Origin of the sequence: Mycetohabitans endofungorum (assembly GCF_037477895.1) — a bacterium.
Classification (GTDB): domain Bacteria; phylum Pseudomonadota; class Gammaproteobacteria; order Burkholderiales; family Burkholderiaceae; genus Mycetohabitans.
Map to the genome: position 1 here is coordinate 406211 of NZ_CP132744.1, position 25152 is coordinate 431362.

Genomic DNA, 25152 nt, shown 5'->3' on the forward strand with positions numbered 1-25152 from the left:
CGCCGCGGCCGGTAAACGCCCACCGCAACATGCAGTAGGCTATAACGACTTACGCATGCTAACAGCCGGGATCTTCAGCGCTTCGCGATATTTCGCCACAGTTCGGCGTGCGACCACGAAGCCCTGTTCGGCCAGCAGTTCAGCGATGCGGCTGTCTGAAAGAGGGGTTTTCGGGTCTTCGGCTCCTATCAGTTGCTTGATGAGCGCGCGGATCGCGGTCGATGACGCCGCGCCCCCCGTATCGGTCGACACGTGCGAGCCAAAGAAGTACTTGAATTCGAGCGTCCCAAAGGGCGTCAGCATGTACTTCCCGGTCGTGACCCGCGATACGGTCGACTCATGCAAGCCCAGCGTATCAGCAATTTCTCGTAAAACCAAGGGGCGCATCGCGATCTCGCCATGCACGAAAAAACTACGCTGACGCTCGACGATTGCTTGTGCGACGCGCAAAATCGTTTCAAATCGTTGCTGGATGTTCTTGATCAGCCAGCGCGCTTCCTGCAGTTGCTGGCGCAACGAACCGCTGCCTGGGTCACCCCGGTTGCTGCGCAGGATGTTCGCGTATAAGTGGTTGACCCGCAGCCGCGGCACGACTTCGCGGTTCAACTCCGCCTGCCACCCCTGTGAGGTTTTCTTCACGATGATGTCCGGCACCACGTAGTCGGCCTCGGCCTTGCCGTACGCGGCGCCGGGGAACGGCTCGAGCGAGCGGATCAGCGCATGCGCGTCGCGCAGCGCGTCGTCGCTGGCCTTCAGGTGCTTGCGCAGACGCGTGAAGTCGCGCGCCGCCAGCAACTCCAGGTAGTTCGACACGATTTCCAGCGCCAGCGTGCGCGTGGCGCTTGGCTCCAGCCGCAACAATTGCAGCTTCAGGCATTCGGACGCCGAGCGCGCCCCGACCCCAGCCGGATCGAAGCTGTGCAGCAGCGCGAGCGCCGCGTTCAACTCATCGGCGTCGACCTCAAGTTCGGCCGGCAAGTCGGCGAGGATTTCGTCGCAGCTCGCGCTCAGGTAGCCATCGTCGTCCAGCGACTCGATCAGAAACGTGACCAGCGCGCGGTCGCGCGGGCTAGCCTTGGTCAGGCGCAATTGCGCGCCCAAATGCTCGCGTAGGCTGACCGTGGATTCGTGCAACTGCAGCGGCGGCATGTCGTCGTCGTCGGAGGTGCCACCGGGACGCACATAGTCGTCCAAATTCCACGACGCCGTGTCGGTGCCGCTGTCGCTGTTCATGCCGTTGTATTCGTCGACGGCGGCCGGCTCCGCGCTTTCCGCGCGCTCGCCGTTCACGCCGTTGGCGCTGCCGAGCACCGGTGCTGGTGCCTCGGCCATGCCGGTGGGCAGCGCGCTGCTTTGCGACGGCAACAGTGAGCCGTCCGCGGCGACCCGCAACGGGCTCGCGATCCAGTCGTCCTCGTTCTCCAGTAAAGGATTTTGCGCGATCGCCGTGGCGACCTCCTGCTGCAATTCGAGCGTCGACAGCTGCAGTAGCCGAATCGACTGCTGCAATTGCGGGGTCAGTGCCAGATGCTGCGATAGACGGAGTTGAAGGCTTGCTTTCATGGCAGATTGCTTTTTATTGTAGACAGTTTGCCACGTTGGCGGAACCTTGAGGGAACACGTTGGCCCATTTTGTGCATGTTTGAACGAGTCGGCGCACGCGAGCCACCCGCTGGCGCGGCAGTGTCGCCAGGTCGGCGCTGGCTGGGGCGGGAGCCCGCCCCAGTAAAGGGACTACATACGAAAATGTTCGCCCAGGTACACGCGGCGCACGCTCTCGTTCGCAATGATTTCCTTGGGCGCGCCGGCCGCGAGCACGCTGCCGTCGCTGATGATGTACGCGTGGTCGCAGATGCCGAGTGTCTCGCGCACGTTATGATCCGTGATCAACACGCCGATGCCGCGCTCCTTCAAAAAGCGCACGATCTTCTGGATTTCCAGTACGGCAATGGGGTCCACGCCGGCAAACGGCTCGTCCAGCAGGATAAAGCTGGGGCGGGTGGCGAGTGCGCGCGCGATTTCGACACGGCGCCGTTCGCCGCCGGACAGCGACATCGCCGGATTGTCGCGCAAGTGTGCGATCTGCAGCTCCTCGAGCAATGCGTCGGCACGCACCGATACCGCTTGCTTGGACAGCGGTTTGTCATGCTCGTCTAGTTGCAACTCCAGCACCGCGCGGATGTTCTCGTTGACAGACAGCTTACGGAATACCGATGCCTCCTGCGGCAGATAGGACAACCCCATCCGGGCGCGCTGGTGGATCGGCAGCACGCTGATCGGCGTGTCATCGAGCATGATCTCGCCGGCATCGAGCGGCACCAGTCCGACGATCATGTAGAACGAGGTCGTCTTGCCGGCGCCGTTCGGTCCGAGCAGCCCAACCACTTCGCCGCTTTTCACGTCAAGCGACACGTCCTTGACGACGGTGCGCGCGCCGTAACGTTTGCGCAAGTTGCGCACCGACAGCGTGCTGGCCGCAGTCCGAGCAGACACGGGGAGAACCGATGCGTTCATGGTTGCGACGTTCCTTGCAGCGTCGTGGACGGGGTCAGCGTCACGTCGCCGGCCGGTTGAGGCAGCGCGCCGCCCCCCGTGCTGGGGGTGAGCATCGCGCGCACGCGGCCGCTTGGATTGCCCGGTCCCGCGACATCCTTGCCCGACTGCGCGGTGTAAAAGTCCTTTTGACCATCGTAGGTGATCACACTGCCGCGCACCTCATCGACGAGTTTGGACAACCCATGCAAGCGCCGCACAACGGCGCGCGTGGTCAACGTTGTCAGGTCCTGCTTGCCGTCGTAGTCGATGCGCACCGCGTTGCCTTCGATGTATTCGTCCATGCCGTCGCGCTTCTGCCGGAAGTACGACAGTGTGCTGCCGTTGCTGGTGCCGATGGCGTGCTGGTAGCCTTGCGGATCCTGCTTGACTTCCACGCGGTCCGCACGGATCAGGATCGTGCCCTTGGTCGCGACGACGTGGCCGGTGAAGACCGTCAGCTGCTTCAGGTCGTCGTACGTCATGTTGTCCGCTTCGATGTTTAGCGGCTTGTCGCGATCCGCGCGCTCGGCGTGCGCAACGGACAGCGACAGCGCAAGCGGCAGCGCGACGGCCAGCGTCGACACGATCCGCCTGCCTGCCGTGCGGGCACGGCTCGCCCTGGCGCAGCGCTGCGGATGCAGCATGCGCGCAGGCACGGGGCGGTCAAACATTGGGTTCATGCGCGTCGTGCGAGAAAGAGGTGCCCGTCATTGACTGAACGGTCCGCCCGCCGCCGTGTCGGACGCGGCAATCATGCCGCGTACCTGGCCGAGCAGATGCATTTCGCGGGTCACGTTGTTGTAGATCATGCCATTGGCCGTCATCTGGGACGGGCCGCGTAGCAGTTTAACCGGCTTTTCGGTTTCGATGATATCGTCGTTGGTCAGCACGCGGAAGTGCTCGGAATCAGCTTGCATCCGCGGATCGGTCGGACCCGCGTCGCGCACGATGCGCGCGTCGTCGTACAGGTCCACGATCGAGCCGTCCGCATTAATGACAGCGTGCTTGCCGGTGGCGGTGACGACCGGCTGACCCGGCGCGAACGCGCGGATTGCTGGCAGCGTTGCGTGCGTCGCCGCATCGTCCTCGTAGTGGACCATCGACGCGGCCGCGATCCGGTACTGCGTTACGCCACTTTCGTCCAGCATCGAGATCGAGAAGTGGTCGGCGAAATAGTCCGGCGTATGCGCCTTGGTCGCCGATACCCCCTGCGACGGGCGCGGCAATGTGTTCTGCAGCAGCCAGTACGTGCCGGCGGCGAGTACCGCCATGATCACGAGCGGCAACCAGGCGGACAGGCGTATCTCGCGCATCGCTTAGCCTTCGCACGCCGCCGCGAGCAGACCGTCATACCGGCCCTGTGCGCGCAGCAGTGTATCGATGACCTCGCGAGCGGCGCCGTGACCGCCGCGTGCGGTGGCGATCCAGTGCGCGCGACTGCGTACCTCGGGGTGCGCGCCCGCTGGCGCGGCGGCAAAACCGACGCGCAGCATGACCGCCAGATCAGGCCAGTCGTCGCCCATGTACCCGCATTCGTTGGCGGTGACGCCGGCGGCATCCAGCAACTTGTCGAACGCGACGAGTTTGTCGCTGATCCCTTGGTACAGATATGACACGCGGATCTCGCGCGCGCGCAACTCGACGATCTTCGAATCGCGCCCGGTGATGATCGCGGTCGCGACACCGGCCTGCTCGAGCAGCTTCAACCCATGGCCGTCCATCGAGTTGAAGCCCTTCATTGCATCGCCGTCTGGCGTAAAGTACAACGTGCCGTCGGTTAGCACGCCGTCCACGTCGAATATCATCAGCTTGACGCGCGCGGCACGTTCAATTGCGGTCAGGGCCATGGTCGGATCAGATGACTTTGGCGGAGAAAAGGTCGTGCGTGTTCAGCGCGCCGATCAGCGTGCCATCGGCGTCGGCGACCAGCATCTGGTTGATGCGGAACCGCTCCATCAGTTCCACGGCCTCCACTGCGAGTTGTTCGGCGCTAATCGTGCGCGGCTTGTGTGTCATCACGTCGGTAATCGGCAGGCCCAGGATGTCGCCCTTGTGCTCCAGCACGCGGCGCAAATCACCATCGGTGAAGATGCCTTCCACGTGTGAATCCTCATTCACGATCGCGGTCATGCCTAGCCGTTTCGCAGTGATTTCAAACAATGCGTCTCGCACCGTCGCGCACAGCGTCACGCGCGGCACCTCGTCGCCGGTGCGCATCACATCGCGCACATAGGTCAGTAGGCGCCGGCCCAACGTGCCGCCCGGATGTGAGCGCGCAAAATCGTCGGCAGAAAAGCCGCGCGCGTCGAGCACCGCTACCGCCAGCGCGTCGCCAAGCGCGAGCGTGGCTGTGGTGCTGGCCGTGGGCGCGAGGTTCAGCGGGCATGCCTCTTTTTCCACGCGCGCATTCAAGTGCACGTCGGCCAGCTTGGCCAGGCTCGATTCCGGCCGTCCGGTCACCGCGATCAATTTTGCGCCGAGCCGCTTGATTAGCGGCAGGATCGCAACCAGTTCTTCCGATTCGCCGGAGTTGGACAAACCGATGAACACGTCGTTAGCGGTGACCATGCCCAGGTCGCCGTGGCTCGCCTCGGCCGGATGCACGAAGAACGCGGGTGTGCCGGTGCTCGCCAGCGTGGCCGCCAGCTTGCGCGCAATATGGCCTGACTTGCCGATGCCGGAGACTACCACGCGCCCCTTGCAGGCCAGCAACATTTCCACGGCGACGACAAACTCGCCGTTCAGGCGCGTACTCAGGCTCCGGATGGCCTCTGCCTCGATGTCGAGCACGTGCTGCGCCAGCTGCAATGCCCGGGCGCCATTGATTTTCGCTATCATGCGCGGAGTATAGCAAACGCGCATTTGGCTCGCGGCGCACCCGGCGGCGCGGCTCCCGAAGCGTTGATGGCGCTGCCGCGTGTGTACCGGCCGTTACTGCCTGGTTTTGCGCACGTCGGCTGACCACTGAAAGGACCGGCGCAAGGGCCCGTATGACATCGCCGCTCGAACTCACGCTTTTTTTGTTGCTGGCCGCGGTGGTCGGGGTCGTGATCTTTCGCATGCTGAACTTGCCGCCCATGCTTGGCTACTTGAGCGTGGGCATGCTCGTCGGTCCCCATGCGCTGGGCATGGTGAGCGATTCGGAGCGGGTGCAGTATCTAGCCGAATTCGGCGTGGTGTTCCTGCTGTTCTCGATCGGGCTGGAGTTCTCGATCGCCAAGCTGCGCTCGATGCGCACGATCGTGTTCGGGCTGGGCCTGTCGCAGGTAATGGCCACGATTGCGTTGGCCGTGCTCGCCGGTATGGCCACGCGCGCCTGGCTGCACCTGAGTTGGCAGGCGAGCGTTGCGCTCGGCGGTACGCTGGCAATGTCTTCGACTGCAATTGTCAGCAAGTTGCTCGCCGAACGGCTCGAACTCGAGTCTGCGCACGGGCGCACCATCTTTGGCATCCTGTTGTTCCAGGACCTGGCCGTGGTGCCGCTGCTACTCGTGATCGGCGCGCTCGGGGCTGATCCGAAGGAATTGGCGATTGCACTCGGGTGGGCTGTGGTCAAGACCGCCGTGGTGCTCACGATCTTGCTGTTTGTCGGACAGCGGTTCATGACTCGCTGGTTCAATGTGGTGGTCCGGCGGCGCTCGCAGGAACTGTTCATGCTGAACCTGCTATTGGTGACGCTGGGCGCCGCGTTCATCACGGAGACGTTCGGATTGTCGCTGGCGCTCGGCGCGTTCATTGCTGGCATGCTGATCTCCGAGACGCCATATCGGCATCAAGTCGAAGAGGACATTAAGCCGTTTCGCGATGTGCTGTTGGGCTTGTTCTTCATCACCACCGGGATGGTGTTCGATCCGCGGGTACTATGGCAGCACCCGCTGATGGTGCTGTTGTTCCTGGTCGGTCCGTTGCTGTTCAAGGCGGCGCTAATCACCGGCCTGGCTCGTCTGTTCGGCGCGATGCCCGGCGCGGCGATGCGCACCGGGCTCGCGCTCGCGCAAGCCGGCGAGTTCGGTTTCGTGCTGCTGAATTTGGTCCGCGAGCAACGCCTGATTTCGGACGAACTGATGCAAATAATCCTGGCGGCGATGTTGCTGTCGATGCTGGCGGCGCCGTTCGTTATCGATACGATGGACTGGATCGTGCTGCGCCTGTCTTCGAGCGAATGGATGATGCACTCCCTACAGATGACGCGTATCGTGACGCAGAGCATCACGCAGCAGGGGCACGTGATCATCTGCGGCTACGGGCGCAACGGGCAGAACCTGGCTCGGATGCTCGAGCACGAGGGCCTATCGTATGTCGCGCTGGATCTGGATCCGGACCGCGTGAGCGCCGCGGCGACGGCCGGCGAGCAAGTCGTGTTTGGCGACGCGGGGCGCCGGGAATCGCTGCTGGCCGCCGGTATCCATCGGGCGGCGGCGCTCGCGATCACCTATGCGAATACGCCCTCGGCGCTGCAGGTGCTGTATAACGTACATGAGCTGAAGCTAACCCTGCCGGTGATCGTGCGCACGGTGGACGACGCCGACCTAGACACGTTGCTGGCCGCGGGCGCCACTGAGGTGATCCCGGAGATCGTAGAAGGCAGTCTGATGCTCGCATCGCATACGCTGGTGCTGGTCGGCGTGCCGATGCGCCGCGTGCTGCGGCGCATCGAAGACTTGCGCAACAAGCGCTACAGCCTGTTGCGCGGCTATTTCCACGGCGCGGACGACTTGGATGAGGATGGCATCGAGCAGGTGAGGCTACAATCGGTGCCGATTGACGAAAGCGCTGACGCAGTCGGCCAGAGCCTGGATGAGCTCGGGTTGTTCGAAATGGGCATCGAAGTCACTGCGATCCGCCGGCATGGTATACGGGGTGTCGAGCCCGATCGCGACACGAAACTGCGCGCGCATGACATCGTCGTGCTGCGCGGCTTGCCCAACGCGCTCGCGCTGGCCGAGGAGCGGCTGCTGCGCGCGCGGCGTGGTGCGGCAACGAAGCCGGCCTAGCGCGGCACGCAGTCGAATGACGTCCGAATGAACCCGGCGCGGGCTGACACCCGGCGCCCGATCCGCAATGGAGACCACCATGCAAGAGCGCGCTGCGCCGCCACCGGCGGTGCTGACCGATTCTGCCGCCTATATCCGCCAACATATCCGTACTGTGCCCGACTGGCCGCAGCCTGGCGTGCAATTTCGCGACATCACGCCGCTGCTGCAGGACGCGAAATGCCTGCGGGTGCTGGTCGACTTGTTCGTGCAGCGCTATATCGACCAGCGGCTAGACTATATCGCAGGGCTTGATGCGCGAGGATTCATCGTCGGACCAATCCTTGCCTACGAGCTGAACGTGGGTTTTATTCCGATCCGCAAGAAAGGTAAACTGCCGTTCACGACCGTATCAGCGTCCTACTCGCTCGAATATGGGGAGGCGACGGTCGAAGTCCACGCAGATGCATGCCGCCCGGGCGAGCGCCTCGTGCTCATCGATGACTTGATCGCCACGGGCGGCACAATGATGGCCGGGCACGCGCTGCTGGAGCGGCTCGGTGCACGCGTCGTCGAGTGCGCGGCGATCATCGATCTGCCCGAGCTGGGAGGCTCGACGCTGCTGCGCAATGCCGGGGCACCGCTCTATACCGTATGCACGTTTTGAGCCGCTGCGGCCATGATCTGCTGGAGCAAGGCGATGTCTGAATTGCCGCTGTTCCTCGCCACGTCCGTGGCGATCACCGTCGCGTCGGGTCCGGGCTACTTGTCAGTACTCGCGCGGGACGTCTCGCCGGGGCGCGCCGTTGACCGCGTGTGGGCGTTAGGTTGGGCGGGCTGGCGGGCGTGACCTTCATCGCCTTCGACGCTCGGGTTGCCGCGTCGCAGAGTTGAAGAGGCGTTAGAATCATTGGTTTTATGCGCAAAGGGCATCGGCGATGACTTGGGGCTGCATTGACGCCGCGCGCCGTTTCCGGCGCGACCAGCATCTGCGGTTCGTGATCGGCGGGCAGCCGGTCGGCTGGATCCGCGCGGGCGACGTGCGTTGGCTCGCGCACTGGCCGGACGTGTTCGCCATCAGTGAGCGCTGCGTCGTGATGGCCGATGCATTCGATACCGTCCAGGCGCGCAGCGCCGCACTGGGCTCGGTCATGGGTGCGCTGGCCGCGCACGGCCTGATTCGCGGATGGCGCAACGAGACCTATGCGATACGCAATGCATTTGACGACCCGCCGCTCGCCTTTATCGAACGTGCGGCGTCGCGGTTCTTTGGCACGACGACATACGCTGTCCATCTGAACGGCGTGGTGGTGGGCCTCGACCGCGAGGCGCCGCCGCTGCGCGTCGGCGGTGCCGCCCCGCCGGTTGCGCCGCGCGGCGCGGACAGTGAACCGTATTTCTGGATCGCGCGCCGCAGCGACACGAAGCCGACCGATCCCGGCATGCTCGACAGCCTGGTTGGCGGCGGAATCGGCTGGGGGCTGCCGGTGTTCGACACACTGGTAAAGGAAGCGTACGAAGAGTCCGGCATCGATGCGTCGTTGCTCGTGAGCACGGCCAGCGCGGGGCGCACGATTCATGTTTTGCAGGAAATTGACGAGGGCACGCAGGCCGAGCAACTGTTCGTCTACGATCTGCTGGTGCCCGATGATTTCGCGCCGCGCAATACCGACGGGGAAGTCGCCGAGCACCGGCTGGTGTCGCGCACGCAATTGCTCGACATCGTTCGAGCTGGCCGGATGACCGTCGATGCGAGCCTGGCGACGCTTGATTGCCTGTTGCGCCGCGGCTGGCTTGATTCCGCCGAATGCGGCGCTTTCGACGTACTGCTGCAGGCGCCCGGCGATTGAACGCCGCTGCGTCGGCTGGCACCGGCAGACCTATCCAACCGTATTACCCGGTGACGAATTAAACAAGGGGTTATGGCATGGCCACCGAACACAGCTTCATTCTCAAACTCGCCTGCGCCGACCGGCCCGGCATCGTGCATGCGGTGTCCGGATTTCTGTTCGAGCGAGGCAGCAATATTCTGGATTCTGCACAGTTCGGCGATAGTCGCACCGGCGAGTTCTTCATGCGTGTGCACTTCCAGCAGGTGGGCGGCGATCCCGGCCTACACGCGCTGCGCGCCAGTTTCGCGACGCTGGCCGAGCAATTTGGCATGCGCTGGGAATTGCACGATGCGAACGTCAAGTCGCGCGTGATGATCATGGTGTCCAAGATCGGTCATTGTCTGAACGACTTGTTGTTCCGTTACCGCACCGGACAGCTTGCGATCGAGATCCCGGCGATCGTGTCGAACCACCAGGACTTCTACCAACTCGCGGCGAGCTACAACATCCCATTCCACTATCTACCGCTGGCCGACGGCACGCCGCAGGCGAAGGCGGCACAGGAATCCCGCGTCCTGGAGTTGGTCGAGCACCACGGCGTGGACCTTGTCGTGCTGGCGCGTTACATGCAAATTCTGTCGGGCGAGCTGTGTGAGAAGCTGGCCGGCCGGGCCATCAATATTCATCATTCGTTTCTGCCCAGCTTTAAGGGGGCGAAACCGTACTACCAGGCGTTTGATCGCGGTGTGAAGCTGATTGGTGCCACTGCGCACTATGTGACCACGGATCTGGATGAAGGTCCGATCATCGAGCAGGAAGTCGAACGCGTTGACCATAGCATGACGCCCGACGAACTGACAGCCGTGGGCCGGGACGTCGAATGCGTGACCCTTGCGCGGGCGGTGAAGTGGCACGTTGAGCACCGCATCGTGCTCAACGACACGAAAACCGTGGTATTTCGCTGACTCAGTGCATCGCCCACGGACAAGTGCACCGCCCACGGACACGCTCAGCACATCGGTGTTGGCGGGGCATGGGCGTTGACCAACGCGTCGTGCACTGCGAGCGGGCTAGGTGCGGCAGCGTGCGCCGTGCGCCGCCCGCGCGCTCAGATCAGCTTGGAGAGCACCAATTCACGCTTGATGTAGGCATAGAAGATGGGCGCCGCGATGACGCCAAGCAGCCCAAACGCCGCTTCCATCACCAGCATCGCGATCAGGAGTTCCCACGCCTTGGCCTCGATCTCGCCGCCGACGATACGCGCGTTCAGGAAGTACTCGAGCTTGTGGATCACCACCAGGAACGCGAGTGACGAAATCGCGACGCCGATCCCGGAAGCCAGCGAGATCAGCACGATCACGGTGTTCGAGATCAGGTTGCCGACCACCGGCAACAGGCCAACCACAAACGTGAAGATCACCAGCGTCTTGGACAGCGGCAGCCGCGAATGGAACAGCGGCAGGGCGACAAGCAGGTAGAGGCCGGTGAAGAACGCATTGACCGCTGAAATTTTGACTTGTGCGAACACGATCCGCCGAAACGCGTCGGCCAAGCGCGACACCCGCGTGACTAGCGCCGCGGACAGCGGCGCGCGAGTCGCATGATGCTGCGCGTCGACGGCCACGATTGCGCCGAGAATCATGCCGAGCAGCACGTGCGTGATGCCGCGCATCGCCGTTTTGCCGCCCTCCTGCAACTGCGTCGCGTGCGAGTGCAACAAGACAGTAATCTTCGATTCGATCTCGGCGGCGTTACTTGGCAGGTACGTCAACGCCCAAGCCGGAAGCCGCGCACGCGCTTGATCGAAGAACCGCATCACCTGCTCGAACAGCGCTTGTACGCTGGTGACGTGCTTTTCTAGATGCTGTGCGATGCCCAACGAGATGCCGGTGAAGGCGGCGACCACCGCACAGGCGACGAACACGACCGCGAACCACCGCGCGCGCTGGCTGGACAAATGACGTTCCAGGCGCGGCGAGATTTGGTGCACGACCTGATAAACAAGTAGCCCCGCCAGCAGCGCGCCGAGCAATTTCAGCTCGATGACCAGCACCATCGCGGCGATCATGAATAGGTAGCTGGCGATATCCACCAGCGCGAGCCGGGACAACGACGCAGGGCCCGGTCGATTCACGTTGTGTGTCGGAAGCGGCTGCACCGGACGCGACCCCTGCGCCGAGCCGCGTCCGTCATTGCTATCGCTCGGACGCGCCGCTTCATATTCTGTTGCCATCCCCAATCCTCGTTACGACTATTTGTCCGCACGGACGTTGGCGCAGCGTAGCACATGCGCTAGGCCTGCGTCTGGCGTGCGCCGAGCAGGGGCGCCAGGTACTTGCCGGTAAAGCTTGCCTTGGATTGTGCCACGTGTTCCGGCGTGCCCTGCGCGATGATTTGACCACCGCCGGCGCCCCCCTCCGGTCCGAGGTCGATGACCCAATCCGCCGTCTTGATCACGTCAAGATTATGCTCGATGATGACAACCGTATTGCCATGATCGCGCAATCGGTGAATGACTTCCAGCAGCAGTGCGATATCGTGGAAGTGTAATCCCGTCGTCGGCTCGTCCAGGATATAAAGCGTGCGACCAGTGTCGCGCTTACTCAGTTCCAGCGAAAGCTTGATTCGCTGTGCTTCGCCGCCGGACAATGTGGTCGCGGACTGGCCCAGCCGGATATAGCCGAGCCCCACGTCGAGCAGCGTCTTGAGCTTGCGCGCCACCACTGGCACCGCGCGGAAGAATTCATACGCGTGTTCGACCGTCATGTCGAGCACTTCGCTGATGCTGCAGCCCTTGTACTGGATTTCGAGCGTCTCCCGGTTGTATCGCTTACCGTGACACACGTCACATGGCACGTAGACATCGGGCAAAAAGTGCATCTCTACTTTCAGCACGCCGTCGCCCTGGCACGACTCGCAGCGTCCACCCTTGACGTTGAACGAAAATCGTCCCGGATCATAGCCGCGCTCCTTGGCCGACGGCACGCCGGCGAATAACTCCCGGATCGGCGTGAATAGGCCGGTGTAGGTGGCCGGGTTCGAGCGCGGTGTACGGCCGATCGGCGACTGATCGACGTTGATTACTTTGTCGAAATGCTCTAATCCGTCGATGGCCTCGTGCGGGGCGGGCTCGGCCGCCGAGCCGTACAGATGGTGTGCGACCGCGTGGTACAGCGTGTCGTTGATTAGCGTGGACTTGCCTGAGCCTGATACGCCGGTCACGCAGGTGAGCAGACCCACCGGCAGGTCCAGCGTTACATGCTTCAGGTTGTTGCCGTAGGCCCGCATGATCTGCAGCCGGCGCTCATCCGGTGCGCGCCGCTGCTGCGGCACCGCGATTCGCCGCGCGCCGCAAAGATATTGGCCGGTGACCGAGGCAGCGTCGCTCTCAATTTGCTGCGGTGTGCCGTGCGCGACCACCATGCCGCCGTGCTCGCCGGCGCCCGGGCCCATGTCTACCACGTAATCGGCCATCCGGATCATGTCATCGTCGTGCTCCACGACGATGACCGAGTTGCCTAGATCGCGCAGGTGCTTCAATGTCGCGATCAATCGGTCGTTGTCGCGCTGATGCAGCCCAATCGAAGGCTCGTCGAGCACATACATCACGCCAGTCAGGCCCGAGCCAATCTGCGACGCGAGGCGGATGCGCTGCGCCTCGCCGCCGGACAGCGTGTCCGCGCTGCGCTCCAGCGACAGGTAATCGAGCCCGACGTTGTTTAGGAACATCAGGCGCGCGACGATTTCTTTGACCACCTTGTCAGCGATTTCACGCTTGGCGCCGTCCAGCTTCAGCGTCTGGAAGTAACCTAGTGCGTCGCGCAGCGGCCAGCTGTTCACCTCTAAGATTGCTCGCGCGTTGTCGTCGGAGCCGATCTTCACATGGCGCGCCTCACGCCGCAGCCGGGTGCCCTCGCATGCGGGGCACGCCTGGTTGTTTTGGTATTTGGCCAGTTCCTCGCGCACCGCCGCCGAATCGGTTTCCCGGTAGCGGCGCTCCAAATTGCGGATAATGCCTTCGAACGGATGCTCGCGCACCGACGCGCGGCCGCGCTCGTTCATGTACGAGAAGGGGATGGCCTGTTCGCCGGAACCGTACAGCACGGACTGGCGCACCGCCTCGGGCAGGTCCTCGAATGCTGTTTCGATGTCGAACTCGTAGAATGCCGCCAGGCTTTGCAGCATCTGGAAATAGAATTGGTTGCGCCGGTCCCAGCCCTTCACTGCGCCGGCGGCCAGCGACAGCGACGGATGCGCGACTACCCGCTTCGGGTCGAAGAAGGTGATTTGTCCCAGGCCGTCGCATTCCGGGCATGCACCCATCGGGTTGTTGAATGAGAACAGCCGCGGCTCAAGTTCTTGCAGTGAGTAAGAGCAGACCGGGCACGCGAACTTTGCGCTAAACAGATGTTCGGTGTTGCTGTCCATCTCCAGCGCGATCGCGCGACCGTCGGCGAGCCGCAGCGCGGTCTCAAACGACTCTGCGAGCCGCTGCTTCATGTCTGGGCGCACTTTGAGCCGGTCCACGACGACGTCGATCGTATGCTTGTCGTTCTTTTTTAGCTTGGGCAGCGCGTCGACGTCATAGATTTGCGCGGTCCCTTCGTGCGCGGTGCCGCCGCCGGAGCGCACTCGGAAGCGGATGAAGCCCTGCGCCTGCATCTGCTCGAATAGCTCGGCGTGCTCGCCCTTGCGGTTGACCACGACCGGCGCGAGAATCATCAGCCTCGTATCCTCGGGCAGAAACAGCGCGGCGTCGACCATCTGCGATACGCTTTGTGCCTGCAGGGCGATGCTGTGATCCGGGCAGTACGGCGTGCCCACCCGTGCGTACAATAGTCGCAGGTAATCATGGATCTCGGTGACGGTGCCGACCGTGGAGCGCGGGTTGTGCGACGTCGCCTTCTGCTCGATCGAGATGGCCGGCGACAGACCCTCGATCAGGTCGACATCCGGTTTTTCCATCAACTGCAGGAACTGCCGCGCATACGCGGACAGGCTCTCGACGTAGCGTCGTTGCCCCTCCGCGTACAGCGTGTCGAAGGCGAGCGATGACTTACCGGAACCCGACAACCCTGTGACCACGATCAGCTTGTGGCGCGGCAGATCAAGGTTGACGTTTTTCAGGTTGTGGGTGCGGGCCCCACGGATGCGAATCTCTTCCATTGAGCGATGGTGCCGGCTTCGCGGGCGTTGCTGCCAAACCTGCTACTATAACGACTTTTCCTCACCGCCGTACCAGCGCCCAACGGGCAGAGCTGACACCCGGTCAGGGTGCATGAATGGACGGAAATTCATCTCGATGCCCACGTCGTCCGCTTCTTCTTCTCGAATGAGCGCGCCGGAGTTGCGCGCGACCGTCTCACTTGCGTCGGTTTTCGCGTTGCGCATGCTCGGTTTGTTCATGATCATGCCGGTGTTCTCCGTCTATGCCCACACGATCCCGGGCGGCGACGACACGGTGCTCGTTGGTATCGCGCTGGGCGTCTACGGCGTGACGCAGGCGGCGTTGTATATTTTCTACGGATGGTTGTCCGACCGCATCGGGCGCAAGCCGGTGATCGTCGCCGGGTTGGTGATCTTCGCGCTTGGGGCCGCGGTGGCCGCGCTCGCGGACACTATCCACTGGATCATCGTCGGCCGCGCGCTGCAAGGTGCGGGTGCGATTTCGTCGGCCGTGCTCGCGCTGATCGCCGACCTGACCAGCGAGCATCACCGTACGAAGGCGATGGCGATGGTCGGCGGCAGCATTGGCGTCTCGTTTGCAGTAGCCATTGTCGGCGCGCCGGTGCTGTATGCGGTGATCGGCATGAGTGGGCTGTTCGCGGCAATCGGCGTACTATCGGTATTAGCGATCGCAGTGGTGCTGTGGATTGTGCCCGATCCAGCGTCACCGCCGGTCCATGTCAAGGCGCCGTTCGCTGAGGTGCTGCGTCACCGCGAACTGCTACGGATGAACTTCGGCGTGTTCGCGCTACACGCGACGCAGACCGCGCTGTTCGTCGTCGTGCCGCGGATCCTGGTCGGCGCCGGGCTGCCGGTCGCGTCGCACTGGAAGGTCTATCTGCCGGTCATGGCACTGGCGTTCGTGCTGATGGTGCCGGCGATTATCGCGGCAGAAAAGCGGGGCCAGATGAAGGCCGTGATGCTCTCAGGCATCATCGCTATCCTGATTGGCCAGCTTGCGCTGTCCCAGGTCGGCCATGCGATGATGGCGGTAGCGGTTATCCTGCTCGTGTACTTTACTGGATTTAACGTGCTGGAGGCGTCGCAGCCGTCGATGGTATCGAAGCTCGCGCCGGGCACGCGCAAGGGCGCCGCGATGGGCGTCTATAACACGACGCAGGCGCTTGGGCTCGCGCTGGGTGGTGTGATGGGCGGCTGGCTGCTCAAGCTGCATGGCGATGCGTCGGTATTCCTGGCCTGTTCCGTGCTGGTGTTCGTTTGGCTTATCATTGCGGCCCCGATGAAGGTGCCGCCGCCAGCGGGCAGCCGCGGCGCGCATTGACCGCGCATCCGACGCCTCGTGTAACGCGTATCGAATCAAACTGGAGAAAGGCATATGGCATCCGTTAACAAAGTGATTCTTGTCGGCAATCTCGGCGCCGACCCGGAAACGCGCTACTTGCCAAGCGGCGATGCGGTGACCAACATTCGTCTGGCCACGACGGACCGGTACAAGGACAAGGCATCGGGTGAATTTAAGGAACTGACCGAGTGGCACCGCGTGGTGTTCTTCGGCCGCTTGGCGGAGATCGCCGCTGAATACTTGAAGAAGGGCTCGCCGGTGTACGTCGAAGGGCGTATCCGCACCCGCAAATGGCAGGATCAGAGCGGCCAGGACCGTTACTCGACCGAAATCGTCGCGGACAGCATGCAGTTGTTGGGTGGCCGTGGCGGCTCAGGCGGTGGCGATGACTTCGGCGGCGGCACGTCAGGCGGATCGCGGGGCGAAGGCGGTGGCGCCGGTGGAGGGCGCGCGTCGGGTGGCGCACGCCAGGGTGCGGGCGGCGGTGCGAGCCGGCCCAGCGCGCCTGCCGGCGGCGGATTCGATGAGATGGACGACGATATTCCGTTCTAGCGAGTACTTTTAGGATGATGTAACTAGGAGGCCCGTACGCCTTATGCATACGGGCTTTTTCTTATTGCGGTTTCACTCTTATCAAATCGAGCCAAGGCAAGGGACAGTCTTTCCAAAGTCGATGGTGATTCCGTTGGTGTCCGGATACGCTATGTTCGGCAGTTCATCGTACGTCGTCGGGCGGCCCGTTGAGTCATTGTGCGGGCATGGCACCAAGCGTTGCCGCGCACGTGTGTTGTCAGACGCCGTCAGACTTGGCAATTAGGTGGGGCAGCTGTCGCAGAGCGACCGGCTTGATGGTTCTGCATGGCATAACCGCCACTTGGCGCCGTGGGCGGCAGAGTTCGAATCAAAGTCCATCGGCAACATGGTTAGTTGTGTTTCTAATAGACGTGGAAGTAACTGCCGGTGTCATTGGCGCACCCGCCCGCGCAGTGTCATCACCATCACACATCGTATTGATAGCTCCTTGGCAAACCGTGCAGGCGATTTGTCCCCTTCATGCGCGGCGCCGAGCGCTTGGCGCGCTGATGCAGCAGCGCCATCTGGTTGCCGCGCAGGGCCAAGGAGAAACTCATCCTCCATTAACCTTTTCTTCTTTATCAGCCCGACTACCTGCCAGCTCAAGTTCCGGCTAATACAAGTTAGCCGACAAGAGGCCTGCTCCATCGCAGTGATATGAGACGTACTGAGTGAGGCACGCGTAGCTAAACAGCACACGACAAAAACGCTTGGGGTTGCTGCGGATTGTGGCAACCACGCATGCGTCGTTTCCATTTCCGCGTGGAGGGCTATGTTCGGTTGAGTAGGTCACCCGTGTGCGGCCGCCTTCACAAACACGCGCTGCCTCTCGGTAAGCGCTGTTAACGGGGACTTTGTTGCCCGATAGCGGCGCAGCTGGCCGGTGACAATGGTGCATGCCACGGCACCCGAGCGCAGCGCACGCTTGGCATTGTCAGCACGCGAAGTAGGGGCCTAAGCCCTGAATTGCCCGGATGATTAGTGGCAGATTTGCTTCATGTCGGCTTCGGACAAGCCCGTCATACGTTTGACCGTCTCGCGCTCCAATCCGCTTTCTAGCATCGTGCGCGCGATCTTCAGTGCGGCTTCCTTGTGGCCTTCTTCGCGCCCTTCTTCACGTCCTTCTTCACGTCCCAACATCCGGCCGCGCTCCAGACCTTTTTGCTCGCCTTTTTGCTCGAGCTTTTGTGCAATCGTCATCAAGACCTCCTCGTGTTGCGGGGAACGGATCGCCAACTCTCGCATAAATCGCTCCGGATCCGTCGTGTCGCCCCACTGCAGCATATAATGCATCAGCGACACCAATTGCTCGTGCGTAGTGTACCCCGCGATCAACAGGCTTGCCAGTTGCTCCAGCAGCGTCGCCAAATCACGTTGCCGGATATGCTTTTGCAGCAACTCTAGCATCGCCATGCGCCGATGCGTGAGGATTTCATCATCCGGAATCACCGTGACATCCACTAACGGAAAGCCTCCCGCATACAGCTGCGACGCCAACTCAGGCGCCTCGAAGCTGTCCAACCACCGCATTGAGTACGGATACGGACTGACTTGCCCGTGATAAAACAGCATCGGAATCACCAGCGGCAACTGGTCATGTCCGGCTTCTAGATGGCGCTGCATGGCGGCTATCGCGTAACGCATTAGCCGAAACGCCATGTGACGTTCCGGCCGGCTTTGATGCTCAATCAGCGCATAGACATACCCCTCGCCCTGCCGGGTCTGCAGCGACCACAGTACATCCGAATAGTAAGCGCGCAGATCTTCTTCCACAAAGCTGCCCGACTCCAGACGCAATGTGTTCAGGTCGCACTGCGCCAACCACTGCGTGGGCAAATGCAGGCTTAAGAAATCCCGCGCGGTGTCCGGATGCGTGAGAAACTGCTTAAAGAGCGCGTCGTGCGGCGTCATCGTCGATGAGCGTTTCATGCCGAACGTGAATGAGGGGAACCGCTTATTTTACCATCGCCTGCTCTCGATGCCCGCACGCTGCTGTGCATCGCTGCCTATGGATTTCTTGTTGCACCATGCCTCATTCGACAGTAATAAAACGCCGACATCCGCCGCCCGCCTGCCTTACCTGCGCACTACATGCCGCGCGGCCGCACAGCGCGTACAGCGACACATGCCTGATTCGATCGCGACGCTGCGCTGGTGCATCGCTAGGTCAGCTCATAATCCCAGTTCGGTGGCGATGATGTTGCGTTGAATATCAGAGGTTCCCGAATAGAGGAGGGATGCGATGGCGTCGCGCAGTCCTCTTTCAGTAGGGGTTTGAGCGAGATAACCTTGCGCACCGTAAATGCGCAGTGCGTCTATCGAAAACTTCGTGTACGTTTCCGAGACGAACAGCTTCGCACAGGCCGCTTCCAGCGTGGCATCTTTGCCCGCATCCTTGAGCCGCCCTACCCGGTAGACGAGTTCGCACGCGGCATCGAGGTTGACTTTCATGTCGGCGAGGCGATGGGAGGTGGCCTGGTTCTTCCCAATGGGTTGGCCGAACTGGCGGCAGGTACGCGCGTGGGTAATGCATGCTTCAAGGCGGCGGCGCATGGCTCCCAACGTGATGGCAAGAATGCGTCCACGTTCATATTCGATGGCACTTCCAAAGACCTTGACGCCTCGTCCCTCCCGCCCCGGTACGCCTGACTTTTCCCCAACTGCCAGCCTTCGCGGCGTAATAGCATGGGGACACGCCGATAGCCGTAGCGCACGCATGTGTAGGCAATTTCGCGCATGCGTGCGTGAACTCAGCACGAGGGTCCTGGCGCTGCGGTAGTACTGAGCGCTGCGCGGTTGCTTTACGAGCCGGCAGGCCTGCCCCATCGTCAATCCGTAGCGGCTTACCACGTAACCCACTACCTCTGTCCTCAGCGCGGGCCGGGCCACTTTTTTGAGGCAACATCTTGCAACATAGTCTTGTCCAGGCTCAGTTCAGCAACTAGCTTCTTGAGCCGTGCATTCTCGTCCTGCAATTGCTTGAACTCACGCACTGGGTCCGACTGCATCCCAGCGTATTGCTTCTTCCACCGATAGAACGTCTGCTCGCAAATGCCGATCTGGCGAATCAAGTCCGCCATCGGCATCCCCAGTCCCGCCTGCTTGAGTACAACCACAATTTGTTCGAGCGAAAACGCTTGCGTTTTATGACAAACTACCTCGTTCAGGGCCAAGTTTGCCGCAAAACTCGCTTTCGAGTCGGTCCAGAATTCCTAAAGCAGATCAGTATTCCATCCACGCTAAATCTAACACCAGGCTATAGGCTTTCACGCTGTATTATCGCGTCTCGTGCACCGCACTACCGTCGCCGTCCATTGATGGTCGTGAGCGTCATCATTCAACTCGTCAACGTACCGTACTTCCTTATGAACCCGGCTCTTGGCATCATTTTGATGATCGTTACACTCGCCGCCATCGGCGGCGGCATTGTCATTCCTGTGTTGCCCAGCCTGCTGCACGAGTTGAGCGCCACTGAGTCAGTCGCCAGCCAGTACGGCATGCTGCTGGCCATCTACGCGCTGGCGCAGTGCCTGTGTTCATCCATGCTCGGCGCGCTCAGTGATCGTTTCGGGCGCCGCCCGATGCTGCTGGCCTCGCTAATCGGCGCCACGATTGACTATGCCGTGATGGCCATCGTCCCCTCGCTGTGGGTGTTGATAATCGGCCGCTTGGTGGCCGGCATGACGAGCGCTAACTTGGTGGTGGCGACCGCCTATCTTGCCGATATCGCACCTAGTGGGCAACGCGCCAGTCACTATGGTTACCTGCACGCTTGCTTTGGCCTGGGTCTGGTGGCCGGACCCGCGCTGGGAGGCTTGCTAAGCCAGGCTTCGTTACGGTATCCGTTTATGTTTGCTGCGCTATTGAGCGCACTGACTTTTGTGCTGGCCTGGCGGGCGCTGCCCGAATCCCATCACCCGCACCGTCGCGCGCTGGCCTGGAAAGAGATTCACCCTTTTGCCGCGTTGCAGGGTGTCATTCGGCACACTGGTGTGCTGCCGCTGCTGGCCGTATTTTTCATCATAGCGTTAGCAGGCCGTATACCGCATTCATTGTGGCCGATCTATAACGAAAACCGTTTTGGCTGGGACCCGCGCATGATCGGGATGTCACTGGCGGTGTTTGGCTTACTGCGCGCACTCACGCAGAGCTTGATGGTCAAGCCGGCCTCAGCGCGACTGGGCGAACGGCGAGCCATCCTACTGGGTCTGGGCATCGAGGGATTGGCGTATGTCATCATGGCTTTTGCGTCCCGCGGCTGGGTCGTATTTGCCGTGATGCCGATGCTGGTCACCGGTGGAATCGTATTGCCCACGCTGCAAGCGCTACTATCGCGGCGCGTGGCACAAGATAAGCAAGGGGAATTACAAGGCGCATTGGCCAGTGTGCTGAGCCTGGTAGGGGGGATTGGGCCGCTGGTGGCCACTACACTCTACGCATTGTCCTACGCATCATGGACTGGCTGGGTGTGGCTTGTCGGCGCACTCCTGTTGCTGGGCGGCATGCTTAGATTGAACCGATTGTTGCGACAGTGGACTGCGCCTGATCTAAACGCTAACCAGCCATCGAGGCAATTGTCGGGCACGTGAAACAGAATCACGGCATGCACTGCTATGAGCGCTATAGTCTAGCAGGCTGTTGAAATAGTTCACCTCGTCGTCATCGAAGCGGGAGGGGTAAACGTTGAAACAAGGGAGCGGCCAGCATAGAGGCCGAAACGATGCGCAGAGCGCACGGCTACACCGAGGCTATGTTCACCATGGTGAAGCTCAATGACTTCGTGCCGGCCAGCCACCTCTTGCGCCCAATTCGTATCTGGCTGAACGACGCGCTCAAGCGTATGGAGCCGGTGTTCGTACGCATGGACGAGAGTGACGCGAAGGGCGGCCACCCGAGCATCGCCCCGCAGAAGCTGATTCGCGCGTTGCTGTTGCAGGTGCTGTATTCGATTCGAAGCGAGTGCATGCTGATGGAGCAAATTTCTACAACATGCTGTTTCGCTGGTTTGCCGGCCTGGCGATGGACGATACGGTGTGGGACCACTCTTTATGGGAGCGTGCTAGAGCCGTTTGCCCACGCGCTGATGCTGCAACGCCGTTATGATGAGGCCGGCATGTAATGGGAGGCCGCGGTGAGTTGGCAACGCGTCGTCGTGTCGTGGGGACTGCGCCGGTATTTCCGGCCGTATACCGAACTGCCGGATATCAGCGTGAGCCGCGTGCGCGCGCAGGTCAACAAGCGTCTGTGGACGCCCAGGGTACCGGCCGGATTCCGGCTGCGCGAGCGCTATGGCAGTGAGTGTGCGCCGCTCGTCGGCGAATGGCTCGAGCCTGAGCCGCCGGTGCCGGACCGCAAGCGCCCGATGGTCCTCTATCTGCATGGCGGCGGCTATTACTTCTGTTCACCACGTACGCATCGCACGATCACGTTCGAGTTGACGGCGCGGGCACGGGCCGCGTTGTTCGCGCTGGACTACCGGCTTGCACCCGAGCATCCGTTTCCAGCCGCGCTGCACGACGCGCTCGCGGCGTACCGCGCGTTGCTTGCGTGGCACGCGCCCAGTTCCATTGTGATTGCTGGCGATTCAGCGGGGGGCGGCCTCGCGCTGGCAACGCTGGTCGCGCTGCGCAATGCGGGTGAGCCGCTGCCGGCCGGGGCCGTGCTGTTCTCGCCATGGACCGATCTGGCCGCATCCGGCGCGTCGATCGTCTCCAATCATGGACAGGACCCGATGTTTGCTGGGTCGGTGATTGGCCGCGCGGCGAAGCTGTACCTTGGCGACGCGTCGCCGGACCATCCGCTGGTTTCCCCCGTCTACGCAGATTTGCACGGGTTGCCGCCGCTGTTCATCCAGGTGGGCAGCACCGAGGTGCTGCTCGATGACTCGGTGCGCGTCGCGCACAATGCGCGCATGGCCGGCGTGACGACGCAGTTTCGGATATGGCCGGACATGCCGCATGTGTGGCAGATCTATGCGCCGTTTCTCCCGGAGGGGCGACGTGCACTGCGGGAGGCGGCACAGTTCGTGACGTGCGTTGCGGCGTGACGCGGCGCGCGTCGTCCCCCATCATGGCGCGTGCTGCGCGATCGCATCATAAGCGGCCCGCACCGCCGGCTCGCCATAGCGTCGTTCCAGCCGGCGCACCGTGAAGTGCGCGTGGGCCATATTCTGGAAATGCTCGATGAATGCGGCGTTAACCAGCGCGCCAAGCACCGCGCCGAGCGCTGGCACGGATTTGGCGGCGAGTTGCTCGCTGACCTGGACCGAAAAGCGCGCAGCGACGGCATGGATTAACCGGGCCAATGCAGTGGATGCCTGGGCAGCCATGCCATGCGCGAAACCTTTGGCCGCGACGTCGGAGGAGGCCTTCGATACCGCTTGCGCGAGCGCGCCTCGCACGAAGAAGTAGCCCATCTCCGCGCGGCCTGGCCCAATTGCGGTGTGACCCATGGCAAGCACCGACAAGCATTCGAGTTGCACGTCGAGTGTGGACAGATCCTCGCCCTCGCTCCGAGCGATGTCGCAGATCGAGCGGAACATCAAGGTCGTCGTGACGGGCAACTCGATCGGCAGTGCGACGAGCCCGAATGCGCCGCCGGCCGCACCCGTGGTTGCCACCGCGACCTTATGTAGCCAGTTGCGCGGCCGCGGGGCCGCAATCGCCCCGAGCGTGGTGGGTCGTGCCTCTGCATCGGCCATCGCCGGATCGTATTCGGTGGACAACGGCAACGCGCTGTCGCGGTGGCCAAGGCTGTGCAGCGCAGCGCGCAGGCATCGGCGCAGCGCGATATGAGTCGCATCGAGCACTTTATCGTTGGCGCCGGCCGGCAGGCGCGACAGCAATGCCTCGAACGGCGCGCCGATCAAGCTGGTCAGCTTGATCGCTAGGCCGGGGCGCTCCAACAGTTGCCTGGCGCTGCGCAACGCCTTCAGGTCGGCATCGCGCATGGTCGCATTCGATGGGGCAATGAGCGCATTTGACATCGCATTGAACTCCGGAACAAAAAAGACGATTCGAGGACGGCCGTGACCGTCCATCTGAATTCGTTAGAGCGGCTTTTCTTGCTATAATTTCAATCAATTGATAAGGCAATTATTGTATACGCAAATATGCCATTCGACTCTTCCGCTCAACATTCGAGCGGGCAGGTACTGCCGTTTCGCGAATCGCTGCTTGCGATGCTGGGCCTCTCGTTTGTGACGATGCTTGTCGCGCTCGACCAGACCGTGGTGGGTACCGCGCTGCCCACCATCGTGGCAGACCTCAAAGGCTTTGACCTGTACGCGTGGGTCGCTACCGTGTACTTGTTGGCGTCGGTGATTACCGTGCCGATTTTTGGGCGGCTGGGTGACTACTACGGCCGCAAGCCGTTTGTCATGGCATCTATCATTTTGTTCACGGCGGCTTCGGCGCTGTGCGGGCTCGCGCACGACATGCTATTTCTCGTGCTCGCGCGCGCCTTGCAGGGTGTGGCCGGTGGCATGCTGGTTGGCACGGCGTTCGCCTGTATTCCGGATTTGTTTCCCGATGCTCACGTCCGGCTGCGCTGGCAAGTGATGATGAGTTCGGCGTACGGCATCGCGAATGCGGTCGGCCCGTCGCTCGGCGGATTCCTAACGCAGTATGGCGGATGGCGCTCGGTGTTCTACGTGAATCTGCCAGTCGGATTATTGTCGCTGTTCTTTGTCTGGCGTTGCTTGCCGCATTTGCGGCAGGCGCAGCACCAGGGTCGGATGCGGGTGGATTGGCTTGGCGCGGTGTTGATCGCGGCGTCGCTATGTGGCTTGCAACTATTCGTTGAGTTGTTGCCCAGGCACGGGTTGACGTGCGGCACTGGCGCGCTGCTTGTGGTCAGCGCGCTGTGCGCGGTGGGACTATGGAAGTGGGAGCGGCACGTCGCGCAGCCGATGCTGCCCATCGACATGTTCGGGCATCAAAGCTTGTCTGTGCTATTTGCATTGTCGCTGTTGGTGGGCTTCTCGATGTTCTCGCTGCTGTTCTATGCACCGTTGCTGCTCCAGGGCGGTTTCGGTCTGTCGCCCCGCGATGCGGGCATCGTCGTCACACCGCTGGTGGTCTGCATCACGCTAGGCAGCATCCTGAACGGGCGCATTGTGACGCGGATCCGTCATCCCAATGCGCTGCTGCACGTTGGCTTTGCGCTGCTCGCATTGTCGTGTGTGGGCGTGGTGGTGTCCACGCGGGCGATGCCGCAGGCGTGGCTGATGGTGTGCATGGCGCTCGGCGGACTCGGGCTGGGCCTCGTGACGCCGAACTTGACGGTATTCGCGCAGCAAAGCGCCAGTCGCGAGCATCTGGGCATTGTCACGGCGTTGCTGCAGTCATTGCGCATGATCGGCGGCATGCTCGGCACCGCAGTGACCGGAACATTGGTGTCTCATTGGTATGCGAGCGGAGTGCGCGATACGCTTGCGCGCAGCCATGCCGGTGCCTGGTTCGACGCGTTCGGCGATCCACAAGTGCTGATCAACCAGCAAGCTCAGCACAGGCTGGTTCAGCAGGTCGACGCGGCCGGGCACGATGGTGTCGCGCTCCTGGAGGGCGCGCGCGAGGCATTGGTAGGGGCGATCCACCTGGGCGTCGCGCTTGCTGCGCTCGTCGCAGTATGGGCGGTGTGGCACGCCCGGCGCGTGCCACGCATCCAGCTGGCGCGCTCCGCCAAGCATGAGCCGACAATGACGGAGTAG

General features: G+C 62.3%; 22 protein-coding genes and 3 pseudogenes. 12 read left to right on the plus strand and 13 right to left on the minus strand.

The features are described 5' to 3' along the window. Positions 1-39 precede the first annotated feature (39 nt). The 6 genes from RA167_RS01820 to RA167_RS01845 form a co-directional block, all read right to left on the minus strand. Positions 40-1563 (minus strand): RNA polymerase factor sigma-54, encoded by a 1524-nt coding sequence (locus RA167_RS01820; protein WP_076786046.1) that lies wholly within the window; start codon positions 1561-1563, stop codon positions 40-42. A 171-nt stretch (positions 1564-1734) separates the two neighbouring features. Then, on the minus strand, positions 1735-2514 hold the full coding sequence (lptB, locus tag RA167_RS01825) for an LPS export ABC transporter ATP-binding protein (protein WP_076786047.1): 780 nt from the start codon (positions 2512-2514) through the stop codon (positions 1735-1737). Continuing rightward, entirely contained in the window at positions 2511-3179 is a 669-nt protein-coding gene (gene lptA, locus RA167_RS01830; protein ID WP_076787652.1) for a lipopolysaccharide transport periplasmic protein LptA, read from the minus strand. The genes lptB and lptA overlap by 4 nt, the downstream gene beginning before the upstream one ends. A 63-nt stretch (positions 3180-3242) precedes the next feature. Next, on the minus strand, positions 3243-3848 hold the full coding sequence (gene lptC / locus RA167_RS01835) for an LPS export ABC transporter periplasmic protein LptC (RefSeq protein ID WP_076786048.1): 606 nt from the start codon (positions 3846-3848) through the stop codon (positions 3243-3245). A 3-nt stretch (positions 3849-3851) separates the two neighbouring features. Then, positions 3852-4382 carry a KdsC family phosphatase gene (locus RA167_RS01840; protein ID WP_076786049.1) on the minus strand — a complete coding sequence of 177 codons (531 nt, stop codon included), beginning with the start codon at positions 4380-4382 and terminating at the stop codon, positions 3852-3854. 7 nt (positions 4383-4389) lie between these two features. Continuing rightward, on the minus strand, positions 4390-5373 hold the full coding sequence (locus tag RA167_RS01845) for a KpsF/GutQ family sugar-phosphate isomerase (protein ID WP_076786050.1): 984 nt from the start codon (positions 5371-5373) through the stop codon (positions 4390-4392). 152 nt (positions 5374-5525) lie between these two features. Between RA167_RS01845 and RA167_RS01850 the strand changes: the two genes are divergently transcribed. From RA167_RS01850 to purU, 5 genes and pseudogenes are all read left to right on the plus strand, one after another. Then, the gene (locus RA167_RS01850; RefSeq protein ID WP_076786051.1) at positions 5526-7529 is read left to right on the plus strand and encodes a monovalent cation:proton antiporter family protein; all 2004 of its coding nucleotides are present in this window, start codon (positions 5526-5528) and stop codon (positions 7527-7529) included. A 79-nt stretch (positions 7530-7608) separates the two neighbouring features. Then, positions 7609-8175 carry an adenine phosphoribosyltransferase gene (locus tag RA167_RS01855; RefSeq protein ID WP_139337056.1) on the plus strand — a complete coding sequence of 189 codons (567 nt, stop codon included), beginning with the start codon at positions 7609-7611 and terminating at the stop codon, positions 8173-8175. 33 nt (positions 8176-8208) lie between these two features. Next, positions 8209-8343 (plus strand): annotated as a pseudogene (locus tag RA167_RS01860) (LysE family translocator); the annotation flags it as partial. 103 nt (positions 8344-8446) lie between these two features. Next, on the plus strand, positions 8447-9358 hold the full coding sequence (locus RA167_RS01865) for an NUDIX hydrolase (RefSeq protein ID WP_076786053.1): 912 nt from the start codon (positions 8447-8449) through the stop codon (positions 9356-9358). Between the two features lie 77 nt (positions 9359-9435). Beyond that, complete coding sequence (gene purU / locus RA167_RS01870; RefSeq protein ID WP_076786054.1) at positions 9436-10305, plus strand: formyltetrahydrofolate deformylase; 870 nt, start codon at positions 9436-9438, stop codon at positions 10303-10305. A 143-nt stretch (positions 10306-10448) separates the two neighbouring features. Here purU and RA167_RS01875 read toward each other — a convergent pair whose 3' ends face one another. The 3 genes from RA167_RS01875 to RA167_RS01885 are packed head-to-tail and all read right to left on the minus strand — an operon-like array spanning position 10449 to position 14752. Continuing rightward, positions 10449-11573: an AI-2E family transporter gene (locus tag RA167_RS01875; RefSeq protein WP_370643022.1), complete on the minus strand. Its 1125-nt coding sequence runs from the start codon at positions 11571-11573 to the stop codon at positions 10449-10451. 59 nt (positions 11574-11632) lie between these two features. Then, a complete protein-coding gene (uvrA, locus tag RA167_RS01880; RefSeq protein WP_076786056.1) occupies positions 11633-14506 on the minus strand; it encodes an excinuclease ABC subunit UvrA in 2874 nt (957 codons plus the stop codon). A gap of 45 nt (positions 14507-14551) precedes the next feature. Beyond that, complete coding sequence (locus RA167_RS01885) at positions 14552-14752, minus strand: hypothetical protein (RefSeq protein ID WP_235091483.1); 201 nt, start codon at positions 14750-14752, stop codon at positions 14552-14554. Between RA167_RS01885 and RA167_RS01890 the strand changes: the two genes are divergently transcribed. Together RA167_RS01890 and RA167_RS01895 are read left to right on the plus strand one after the other, a co-directional pair. Next, positions 14673-15848, plus strand: a complete 1176-nt coding sequence (locus tag RA167_RS01890; protein WP_235091464.1) for an MFS transporter — start codon at positions 14673-14675, stop codon at positions 15846-15848. The two genes, RA167_RS01885 and RA167_RS01890, sit on opposite strands and share 80 nt — an antisense overlap. A gap of 54 nt (positions 15849-15902) precedes the next feature. Continuing rightward, complete coding sequence (locus tag RA167_RS01895; protein WP_076786058.1) at positions 15903-16421, plus strand: single-stranded DNA-binding protein; 519 nt, start codon at positions 15903-15905, stop codon at positions 16419-16421. A gap of 999 nt (positions 16422-17420) precedes the next feature. Here RA167_RS01895 and RA167_RS01900 read toward each other — a convergent pair. Continuing rightward, positions 17421-18371 (minus strand): Rpn family recombination-promoting nuclease/putative transposase, encoded by a 951-nt coding sequence (locus RA167_RS01900; protein ID WP_076786059.1) that lies wholly within the window; start codon positions 18369-18371, stop codon positions 17421-17423. A 63-nt stretch (positions 18372-18434) separates the two neighbouring features. On the opposite strand from RA167_RS01900, the pseudogene RA167_RS01905 reads away from it, so the two are divergent. Then, positions 18435-18575: pseudogene (locus RA167_RS01905) on the plus strand (IS701 family transposase); the annotation flags it as partial. Between the two features lie 39 nt (positions 18576-18614). Here RA167_RS01905 and RA167_RS01910 read toward each other — a convergent pair. Beyond that, positions 18615-19268, minus strand: a complete 654-nt coding sequence (locus RA167_RS01910; protein ID WP_422393161.1) for an acyl-CoA dehydrogenase family protein — start codon at positions 19266-19268, stop codon at positions 18615-18617. Positions 19269-19312: 44 nt separating this feature from the next. Beyond that, positions 19313-19615 carry a transposase gene (locus RA167_RS15585; protein WP_139337057.1) on the minus strand — a complete coding sequence of 101 codons (303 nt, stop codon included), beginning with the start codon at positions 19613-19615 and terminating at the stop codon, positions 19313-19315. A 192-nt stretch (positions 19616-19807) separates the two neighbouring features. Between RA167_RS15585 and RA167_RS01920 the strand changes: the two genes are divergently transcribed. From RA167_RS01920 to RA167_RS01930, 3 genes and pseudogenes are all read left to right on the plus strand, one after another. Continuing rightward, on the plus strand, positions 19808-21031 hold the full coding sequence (locus RA167_RS01920) for an MFS transporter (RefSeq protein WP_076787656.1): 1224 nt from the start codon (positions 19808-19810) through the stop codon (positions 21029-21031). A 131-nt stretch (positions 21032-21162) separates the two neighbouring features. Beyond that, a pseudogene (locus RA167_RS01925) lies at positions 21163-21506 on the plus strand (transposase); the annotation flags it as partial. A 67-nt stretch (positions 21507-21573) separates the two neighbouring features. Then, positions 21574-22488, plus strand: a complete 915-nt coding sequence (locus RA167_RS01930; protein ID WP_076786060.1) for an alpha/beta hydrolase — start codon at positions 21574-21576, stop codon at positions 22486-22488. Positions 22489-22509: 21 nt separating this feature from the next. On the opposite strand, the gene RA167_RS01935 is transcribed toward RA167_RS01930, so the two are convergent. Next, complete coding sequence (locus RA167_RS01935; RefSeq protein ID WP_170872426.1) at positions 22510-23427, minus strand: EcsC family protein; 918 nt, start codon at positions 23425-23427, stop codon at positions 22510-22512. 126 nt (positions 23428-23553) lie between these two features. Between RA167_RS01935 and RA167_RS01940 the strand changes: the two genes are divergently transcribed. After that, positions 23554-25152 (plus strand): MFS transporter, encoded by a 1599-nt coding sequence (locus RA167_RS01940; RefSeq protein ID WP_076786061.1) that lies wholly within the window; start codon positions 23554-23556, stop codon positions 25150-25152.

What these genes read in the sequence shown, in the direction of transcription:
- RA167_RS01855 (WP_139337056.1), top strand. Translation starts at nt 7,609, where the DNA reads ATGCAAGAGCGCGCTGCGCCGCCACCGGCGGTGCTGACCGATTCTGCC.
- RA167_RS01910 (WP_422393161.1), bottom strand. Translation starts at nt 19,268, where the DNA reads ATGGGGCAGGCCTGCCGGCTCGTAAAGCAACCGCGCAGCGCTCAGTAC.
- RA167_RS01840 (WP_076786049.1), bottom strand. Translation starts at nt 4,382, where the DNA reads ATGGCCCTGACCGCAATTGAACGTGCCGCGCGCGTCAAGCTGATGATA.
- RA167_RS01885 (WP_235091483.1), bottom strand. Translation starts at nt 14,752, where the DNA reads ATGATCATGAACAAACCGAGCATGCGCAACGCGAAAACCGACGCAAGT.
- RA167_RS01940 (WP_076786061.1), top strand. Translation starts at nt 23,554, where the DNA reads ATGCCATTCGACTCTTCCGCTCAACATTCGAGCGGGCAGGTACTGCCG.
- RA167_RS01850 (WP_076786051.1), top strand. Translation starts at nt 5,526, where the DNA reads ATGACATCGCCGCTCGAACTCACGCTTTTTTTGTTGCTGGCCGCGGTG.
- lptB (WP_076786047.1), bottom strand. Translation starts at nt 2,514, where the DNA reads ATGAACGCATCGGTTCTCCCCGTGTCTGCTCGGACTGCGGCCAGCACG.
- RA167_RS01820 (WP_076786046.1), bottom strand. Translation starts at nt 1,563, where the DNA reads ATGAAAGCAAGCCTTCAACTCCGTCTATCGCAGCATCTGGCACTGACC.
- purU (WP_076786054.1), top strand. Translation starts at nt 9,436, where the DNA reads ATGGCCACCGAACACAGCTTCATTCTCAAACTCGCCTGCGCCGACCGG.
- lptA (WP_076787652.1), bottom strand. Translation starts at nt 3,179, where the DNA reads ATGCTGCATCCGCAGCGCTGCGCCAGGGCGAGCCGTGCCCGCACGGCA.
- RA167_RS01920 (WP_076787656.1), top strand. Translation starts at nt 19,808, where the DNA reads ATGAACCCGGCTCTTGGCATCATTTTGATGATCGTTACACTCGCCGCC.
- RA167_RS01900 (WP_076786059.1), bottom strand. Translation starts at nt 18,371, where the DNA reads ATGAAACGCTCATCGACGATGACGCCGCACGACGCGCTCTTTAAGCAG.
- RA167_RS01890 (WP_235091464.1), top strand. Translation starts at nt 14,673, where the DNA reads ATGAGCGCGCCGGAGTTGCGCGCGACCGTCTCACTTGCGTCGGTTTTC.
- RA167_RS01845 (WP_076786050.1), bottom strand. Translation starts at nt 5,373, where the DNA reads ATGATAGCGAAAATCAATGGCGCCCGGGCATTGCAGCTGGCGCAGCAC.
- RA167_RS01895 (WP_076786058.1), top strand. Translation starts at nt 15,903, where the DNA reads ATGGCATCCGTTAACAAAGTGATTCTTGTCGGCAATCTCGGCGCCGAC.
- RA167_RS01935 (WP_170872426.1), bottom strand. Translation starts at nt 23,427, where the DNA reads ATGTCAAATGCGCTCATTGCCCCATCGAATGCGACCATGCGCGATGCC.
- RA167_RS01865 (WP_076786053.1), top strand. Translation starts at nt 8,447, where the DNA reads ATGACTTGGGGCTGCATTGACGCCGCGCGCCGTTTCCGGCGCGACCAG.
- uvrA (WP_076786056.1), bottom strand. Translation starts at nt 14,506, where the DNA reads ATGGAAGAGATTCGCATCCGTGGGGCCCGCACCCACAACCTGAAAAAC.
- RA167_RS01875 (WP_370643022.1), bottom strand. Translation starts at nt 11,573, where the DNA reads ATGGCAACAGAATATGAAGCGGCGCGTCCGAGCGATAGCAATGACGGA.
- lptC (WP_076786048.1), bottom strand. Translation starts at nt 3,848, where the DNA reads ATGCGCGAGATACGCCTGTCCGCCTGGTTGCCGCTCGTGATCATGGCG.